This is a genomic window from Anaeromassilibacillus sp. An250 (genome assembly GCF_002159845.1).
GTDB classification, from domain to species: Bacteria; Bacillota; Clostridia; order Oscillospirales; family Acutalibacteraceae; genus Anaeromassilibacillus; species Anaeromassilibacillus stercoravium.
Genome location: NZ_NFJK01000040.1, coordinates 1 through 7,536, shown reverse-complemented (window position 1 = coordinate 7,536; position 7,536 = coordinate 1). Strand labels below are relative to the sequence as shown.

Sequence of the window (7,536 nt, the reverse complement as noted above, 5' to 3'; positions counted from 1 at the left end):
CATATGACAACTTGCAGGCAGCGATCGACAAGCTGGAAATGCGTGCGGATATGTCCATCCTCCAGAACACGGTGAACAAGGCGGACGGCCTTGACCTGAACCTCTACATCGACGACGAAGCTATGGCGGCCTTCAAGACGGTGCTGGCAGAGGCGGAAGAACTGCTTCTGAACGCAGACGCAGCGCAGGCTGACGTGGATGCAAAGGCAGTGGAGCTGTCCAATGCAATGGCAGCCCTGCGCAAGATTCCGAACAAGGATGAGCTGAACAAGCTGATCGCGGAGATGGAGCAGAAGGATCTGGACGGCTACACCGACCGCAGCGTGGCAGCCTTTAAGGCGGCATTGAGCGTTGCGAAGACGGTTGCCGCGGATGCAAATGCAGACGAGCAGGCGGTCGCAAAGGCATATACCAACCTGGAAGCTGCCGCGAATAACCTGGTCAAGGCGGAGAAGCCGGGCACAGGCAACAGCGGCAAGGGCAGCACGTCTGCCAATGTTGGCAACGCATACGGCGCAGCGGGGGTTGTATCCGCAGCGCAGGGCGTGACCAGCCAGCAGGCATATGTGGTTTCCGACACGACGGTCAACTTCAATCTGAAGAGAGGCAGCGCATACTGCTTCAAGATGACGGTAGTCAACGGCAACGCCATGACGCCGAGCTTCACGGTCGGCAATGGCGAAGTGCTGAAGACGCAGTTCGTGGCGAAGATCGGCAACGACTACTACTACAGAGTCTATGCCATTGGCACGCCGGGCCAGAGCACGGGCGTTTATACGACCCTGCCGGGCCAGAACGCGGTCAAGCATTGCACAGTTACGATTGCGTAATCGTGGACGAGACATCGAAATAAAAGGGAAGGCTCCTTCCCGATAACAGTAAGGCCCCAACCCTCGGGAGTTCCCAGGATTGGGGCCTTCTGTGTTTTATTCGTCTATTTTTTGCATATGGTGGGGCTGCGATGGTTGCCTTTATGAAGATTCTTGCTTTGCTTCTGTAGGGCCTTCCCATATGGAGCGGAAAACAAACTCTTTTCCGTTTGCTTTCTTAGGGAACGCCGTAGGCGAGAGAGGCACTGTGTGCCCGCCGTAGGCGCGGAAGGCACTGTGTGCCCGCCGTAGGCACGAAGGGCACTGTGTGCCCGGAAGATTTTTATGAGTATAAAGGATTTTCCGGAAGTTTTCATCCAATCTCTTTTTCAAAGGAGGTTGCCCGATCTATACTAATCCCTGTGGCGACAAAACGGGGGTGAAAATTTGATGATCAAGAAAAAACCGGGACGCCATCCCGAGTTTCCTATGGATACAATGATCCGGGTACGCATGAACCGGATTGTGTTGGAGGAGTTGGATACTTGCGCAAAAGCGTGGGGCACAACGCGCTCGGACGTCATCCGGCGTGGAATCCACCGGCTGTATGACGACCTCAAACGGTGACCCGGAAGGGCCTTGCAAGGAAACGCTTTGAAAAACAACCCCAAAAAGTACCCGCATCGGTTTGGGCCGGTGCGGGTACTCAATCTATATAGAAAACAGCCGCCTTTCTCAATGAACAAGGCGTCTGGAATATTTTATCAGGGAAGGCCACGAGGGAGGCGGATGGAATTGCCGTTGGGCCGCTTTGAACGGCGGAGCCGCTCAAAGCGCTAATGTGACCGTCTTTGTGACCTCGTTCCCAGCAAGGTCCTTGGCATAGAAGGTGTATATGCCCGGCTGCTGGACGTAGAAGGTCGCCGTACCATCTGTGTTGACAGAAAAGGCCGTCCCGGCCGTCCCGCCTGCAAATGCACTGGCGGTGTGCTCCCCATAGGCGTATGCGGTGGCCGCCAGGTCCCCGTCGATGTCCGTCACCTGCAAAGTCACATAGAGGTTGCCGTTTTGCGTGAACAGCTGCGCTTCGATCGTGGGGGCGGTGCTGGAGCCCGTCGGAAGGGTCCATGACGCCCCGGACAGGCTGGAGGTGTCATAGGACAATGCGGCTCCAATGTCCAGCATCCCGCCGGTGGAAACGAGCCCGGTCAGGGAGCTCAACGGCTTGACGGAGGAGAGCAGGATCTCTTTGACGTCCGCAAGCGTAATCCCGTCAAAGTGCGTGTAGACCATGGCTGCCGCCGCGGTCACCATGGGCGCCGCCATGGACGTCCCGGTCATGTAGCTGTAGCTGTTGTTGGGCGTCGTGCTGAGGATGGAGGTGCCGGGGGCCGCCAGATCCACGGAGGTTGCCCCGTAATTGGACGTGCTGTGCAGAGTCCCGTTGTAGGAGAGGTTTGCCACGGAAAGAATGTTATCCAGGTTGTAAGATGCCGGATATGTGGGGGAGAGGTCTGTGTTCGCGGAGTCGTTGCCCGCGGCCACGACAAACAGCATGTTGGAATTGGCAATCGCCTGGTAGAGCGCGCGGTCGTCCTGATTGGAGGCCAGGCTCAAATTGCAGATGGACGCCCCGCTCGCCTCCGCGTATTGGATTGCTGCAATCAGGGAGGCGGTCGTGCCGCTCCCTTCCGAGCCGCCGAGCGCCTTGACCGGCATGATCTTTACGTTGTCCCCGGGGACAATCCCTGCAATCCCCACCTGGTTGTCCGAGGAGGCTGCAATCGTCCCGGCCCCGTGGGTGCCGTGGCTGTCCTCGCTGCCCGTATAGACCTGGTTGTTGTTGCTGTAAAAATTCCAGCCGTATACATCGTCGATGTAGCCGTTGCCGTCGTCGTCCACCCCGTTCCCGGGGATTTCATCCTCGTTGACCCAGATGGCGCCGGATAGATCCTGGTGTGTGTAATCGACGCCCGTGTCGATCATGGCGACAACGACGGAGCGCTGCCCGCCGTTGTACAAATCCCAGGCGGCCTGCGCGTTGACATCGATGCCTGCGACCGCGCTCCCGCTGGTTGCCGCCAGGGAGAAGGCACCCGCGCTGCCCAGTGTGGGATTCTGGCGGCCGAAATGCAGCACGAAGGGGTCATCATAGACGGGATAGCGGCTTTGCTGGCCCGGCACTTGGAAAGTGCCGTCGTTGGATAAAGCCCACTGCTGCCCCGCCAACGGTTCGTTGACGGACACCGCCTGGCCGCTGTAGGTGTAATTGGGCTGCACCAGAAGGACGCCTTCATCCGCTGCGAGCGTTTCCAGGCAAGCGGCCAGCTCGTCTTGCGTTTCAAAGGAATACACCTGGTAACTGCCGTCTTTGTACATCGCAAGCACTTCGAGGCACTCATAGGCGGCCAGGTCGGTTTCGACCACGGCGGAAGGTTCGCTTGCTGCGGACGCCAAATTGCTGAACAGAGGGACCCCCATCAGGAGGGCTAAGAATAGGGCGATCCGCCGTTTGATCATAATCATCATCCTTTCTGTATCAGGGAGGCCGGCAAACATCGATTTGCCGGTAGCCGGCCGGGTTCCGATTTCGATATCTATATCCTAACGGCGAAAGTTGAAGAAAACTTGAAGAACGGATGGATATTAAAAGAAAATTTGAAAACAAGCCCCGGGGGATTTTTCGAAAAAATCGCAAAACAGGATTGGACTTTTGCCAAAAAAAGGGTATCATAAGAATGAAGCCAATCATGAGGAAAGGACATAGAAGAAATGAAAAAAATTGCGACAGAGGTATGGAAAGAAGATCTGGCGGAATTCCGCGAGAAGACCGATGCTTTTTATGCGGGAGAGCTGGATAAAAGCGCCTACAAAGGGTTCTCCGGCGGATATGGAAGCTATGCCCAGCGGGGCGGAAACGCCAGCATGGTCCGGCTTCGTATGGCTGGCGGCCGTCTGACAAAGGACAAGCTGAAATTTGTTGCAGATTGCATCGCAAAGCATAACATCGACCGCGTCCATTTGACCACCTGCCAGACCATCCAGCTCCACAATTTGCATCCCGACGCCGTTTATGACATTGTGGAGTCTGCGCTCGACCACGGCATTGTGACGCGCGGAGGCGGCGGCGACTTCCCAAGGAACGTCATGGTTTCCCCGCTTTCCGGGGTGGAAAAAGGGGAATATTTTGATGTGCTGCCCTATGCGGAGGCGGCAGGGGAATACCTGCTGACCTTTATCAAAGAGCAGAAGATGCCGAGAAAGCTGAAAGTAGGCTTCTCAAACAGCCCGGCCAACCAGACGCACGCCACGTTCCGCGACCTGGGGTTTGTTGCGCGGCCGGACGGCAAATTCGACGTATACAGCGCAGGCGGGCTGGGCAATAACCCCCGTATGGGCCTGTTGGTTGCGGAAGGCGTGGACCCGTCCAAGATCCTGTACTATATCTGCGCCATGCGCGATACGTTTATCGCCTATGGAAACTACGAACAGCGGAACAAGGCGCGCACGCGCTACATGCAGGAAACCCTCGGCGAGGAGGGTTACGTAAAGGCGTACCAGGAGAAGCTGCAAGCGGTGTTTGACGCCCACGACGACCTGGACCTGGACATCTCCCCCGCGCCCGTTTCAAAAAAGGGAAATGGGACAACGGCACAGGGAAAGCGCGTGATCCCGCAGAAACAGGAAGGCCTGTATGCGGTGGAATACCATCCGCTGGGCGGCTGCCCCGCGCCCTCCAAATTTGCGGAGCTGTATGCGCTCATCGCGCCGATGGAGGACGTTGAGATCCGGCTGGCCCCCGATGAGACGATGTACATCATCCATTTGACGGGCGAAGAGGCCCAAAAAGTTCTTGCGGCAACGGAGGACGGCGCCCAATCCCTGCTGGAGACGTCGGTGGCGTGCATCGGCGCGTCCATCTGCCAGGTAGGCCTGCGCGATTCGCAGCAGCTGTTGGCGGAGATTGTGAAGCAGGTCCGCGCCGCTGGAATCCCCGACGGGGCGCTGCCGCAGATCCACATCTCCGGGTGTACGTCGTCCTGCGGGACCCATCAGATCGGGGAGATCGGTTTCCACGGCGGCGTCAAAATGATTGACAAAGTGGCGACTCCCGCGTTTACCCTGCACCTGAACGGCAGCGATGCGCAGGGGATGGAACGGTTCGGCGAACCGGCCGGCATGATCCTACAGGACAACATCCCTGCGTTTTTGGTCGAAGTCGGGAAGGCGGCGGCCGCTGCCGGGGAGTCCTATGGGGACTGGAAAAAAGCCCACGGGGAGCAGCTGCAAGAAATCGTAGAACGCTATCTGGTCAAGTAAGCCCCTGCGCAGAGGGTTATCGAGACCATATGGAAAAGAGGGGCTCCCGCCGGGCAAGCCCCTCTTTTCCATATGCCCCACCGGCCGTGTGAAATAGGTGAAATTGTATAAAACGTAGGATGGATACCAGGGTTACAAGTGGTATTTTAGAAAAGTATTTGCATAATTGCGGAAAAAATTTATACAATTATATCCTTTTCAGTAAAGATATTGACAAATTTCAATAGATTTGTTTTAATTATTACTGTGTTAAGCGGATAAATGGATTGATTCAACATGTTCATATTCTGCGGATAGAAATATGTTGATATAATGCCTCCGCGGAAAGCACGGTATCATTTTTTTGAGTATAAGTTCTTTTCTTCATATTCCTTCCCAAATAGCTGAAGCCGGCTCCGTGTCTTACCTCTCGGAGCCGGACGAAAGCTTTCCCTTTTTGGGAAGGGCGTCCTTTTGAATTCATACATTCCTTCTTAATAAAATATTTCACAAACAAGGCAGGGACAATACCGTCCCTGCCTTGTTTGTTCTATCCGAAAATAAAATACCTCGTGTAAAAAACGCAAAAATATCACATCTTCGGCAAGAAAATCTATTGACATTCGCAAAGAAATTTGCTTTACTTTATTAAAGAAACAATTCGATAAATCTATTAGCCCGTTAAGAAACGGCTGCGATGAAAGGAGGTGAACTTGGAGAAGCGCATCTCTATCAAAGGGTGAATGTGGCTGGGGAATATCCCCCCCTGCCAAAAGAAGGAGGAGAAAAATGAGAAGAAAATGGATATCTTTGCTGCTTGCAGCGTCGATGGTCCTCTCGCCGTCCTATCTGTTCCCAGGGGCTGCCATGGCCCTGACCGAACAGGACGATTCTGGGTATTCGACGTACGAATGCGAAGACGGAGAGGTGCTGGGCAGTGCAGTAGTCAGCACGTCTTTTAGCGGGTATACGGGCGATGGAAGCGTTGTCTGTGGCATGGTCCCCGTACAGGGCGTGACCCTCTCCAATGTTACCGTCCCGGAAGAGGGCGATTACACCGTCCTGATCCGCTATGGCCAAAGCAATTGGTCGGCCCGGACGATGTACGTCTATGCGAACGGCAATGAAGCGGACGCCCAGCAGGTGGTTTTCCCGAAGCTGAAGAGCTGGGGGCTCTGGGATCAAATCCCGGTGACCGTCCATCTCAACGCGGGAGAGAACACGCTGACGGTCGCCAGCGGAGCAGGCGATTCGGGCGACGTCGTCCTGGACAACGTCGCGGTGAGCGACGCGCCCATGGTGATGACGCAGGTCCCCGTCCCGAACGGCGGCTTTGAAAGCGGCGACACCACGAATTGGACGGTGGACAACCTCTCCAACGTGGGCTATGGCGTGGACGAGCCGGACGCATTCGGCGGCGACTATAAGTTCTATTTCTACACCACAAGCAATTTTGAAGGGCGTTTGCACCAGACGGTCACCGGGCTGCCGGAGGGCACATACCAGGTGAACGCAACGGTGAAAATGTCCAACGGACGGCAGCAAGCCAGCCGCATGGAGCTGTCCGGCTACGACGGCGATGCGGCAACACAGGTGGAGATCCCCTACAACGGCGGGTATGAGCGGTATTCCTCCCAGGTGGAAGTGAAGGACGGCCAGTTGACGATCGCCTTCTATTGCCTGGGCAATGCCCATACCTCCATGCAGATCGACAACGTGGAACTCTGGAAGATCGACAGCACAGCCCCGAGCGAGACCTATGCGGTCCAGGTGGCGGACGGGCAGGAAGCAACCCTGAGCGCGCCGGCAGAGGCGGCTTTGGGCGAGACCGTGACGGTTTCCGTCTCCGGCCTGCCGGCAGGAAAGACCGTGCAGGCGGTCAAGGCGGTGGATGCGGACGGCACTGCACTGCAAGTGGTGGAAGTTGCCCGGGATAAGACGTATAGCTTTGTCATGCCCGCCAAAGCGGTGACGCTTTCCGTGGAGCTGACAGACGTCAGCGACGTGGCTAAGGCGATTGTAAGCCGGGATACCGTCACCCGCATCGAGGCGGAGGACTATGACGAACAGGCCGGCGTCAATGTTGAATCCTGCAGCGACATCGGGGGCGGCCAGAACGTGGGCAGCACCGATGCAGGCGACTACATGCTCTACCACAACATCTATGTGGAAGACGCAGGCACCTACCAATTCCGCCTGCGCGTGGCGAGCAACAACACGGACGGCGGCGTGGAAGGATCCCCGGACGGCGTGACCATCGTGACGACGGCGGCGCCGGAGGGCGTGGTCGGCACAGTCCCGTTCACAGGCGCTTGGCAGACGTACACCGACGTCTATCTGGATGTGCCGCTGGATGCGGGCTTCCAGACCATCCGGTTCAATGCAACGCATGAAGGCTGGAATATCAACTACTTTGACATCCAGATGG

The 7,536-nt window shown here is 56.4% G+C and carries 5 protein-coding genes; 4 read left to right on the top strand and 1 reads right to left on the bottom strand.

What is annotated here, in order from left to right; all coding sequences use genetic code 11:
• On the top strand, positions 1-830 hold an 830-nt coding region (locus tag B5F54_RS17825; protein WP_207651984.1), incomplete at its 5' end, for an FIVAR domain-containing protein.
• Between the two features lie 429 nt (positions 831-1,259).
• The gene (locus B5F54_RS17445; protein ID WP_140400413.1) at positions 1,260-1,436 is read left to right on the top strand and encodes a CopG family transcriptional regulator; all 177 of its coding nucleotides are present in this window, start codon (positions 1,260-1,262) and stop codon (positions 1,434-1,436) included.
• 201 nt (positions 1,437-1,637) lie between these two features.
• Here B5F54_RS17445 and B5F54_RS16780 read toward each other — a convergent pair whose 3' ends face one another.
• Positions 1,638-3,329 carry a S8 family peptidase gene (locus B5F54_RS16780; protein ID WP_242969734.1) on the bottom strand — a complete coding sequence of 564 codons (1,692 nt, stop codon included), beginning with the start codon at positions 3,327-3,329 and terminating at the stop codon, positions 1,638-1,640.
• A 252-nt stretch (positions 3,330-3,581) separates the two neighbouring features.
• On the opposite strand from B5F54_RS16780, the gene B5F54_RS16775 reads away from it, so the two are divergent.
• The gene (locus tag B5F54_RS16775) at positions 3,582-5,129 is read left to right on the top strand and encodes a nitrite/sulfite reductase (protein ID WP_087235298.1); all 1,548 of its coding nucleotides are present in this window, start codon (positions 3,582-3,584) and stop codon (positions 5,127-5,129) included.
• Positions 5,130-5,897: 768 nt separating this feature from the next.
• Positions 5,898-7,536: carbohydrate-binding protein (locus tag B5F54_RS16770; protein ID WP_140400412.1), on the top strand; the 1,639-nt coding region annotated here is incomplete at its 3' end.

What these genes read in the sequence shown, in the direction of transcription:
- B5F54_RS17445 (WP_140400413.1), top strand. Translation starts at nt 1,260, where the DNA reads ATGATCAAGAAAAAACCGGGACGCCATCCCGAGTTTCCTATGGATACA.
- B5F54_RS16780 (WP_242969734.1), bottom strand. Translation starts at nt 3,329, where the DNA reads ATGATCAAACGGCGGATCGCCCTATTCTTAGCCCTCCTGATGGGGGTC.
- B5F54_RS16775 (WP_087235298.1), top strand. Translation starts at nt 3,582, where the DNA reads ATGAAAAAAATTGCGACAGAGGTATGGAAAGAAGATCTGGCGGAATTC.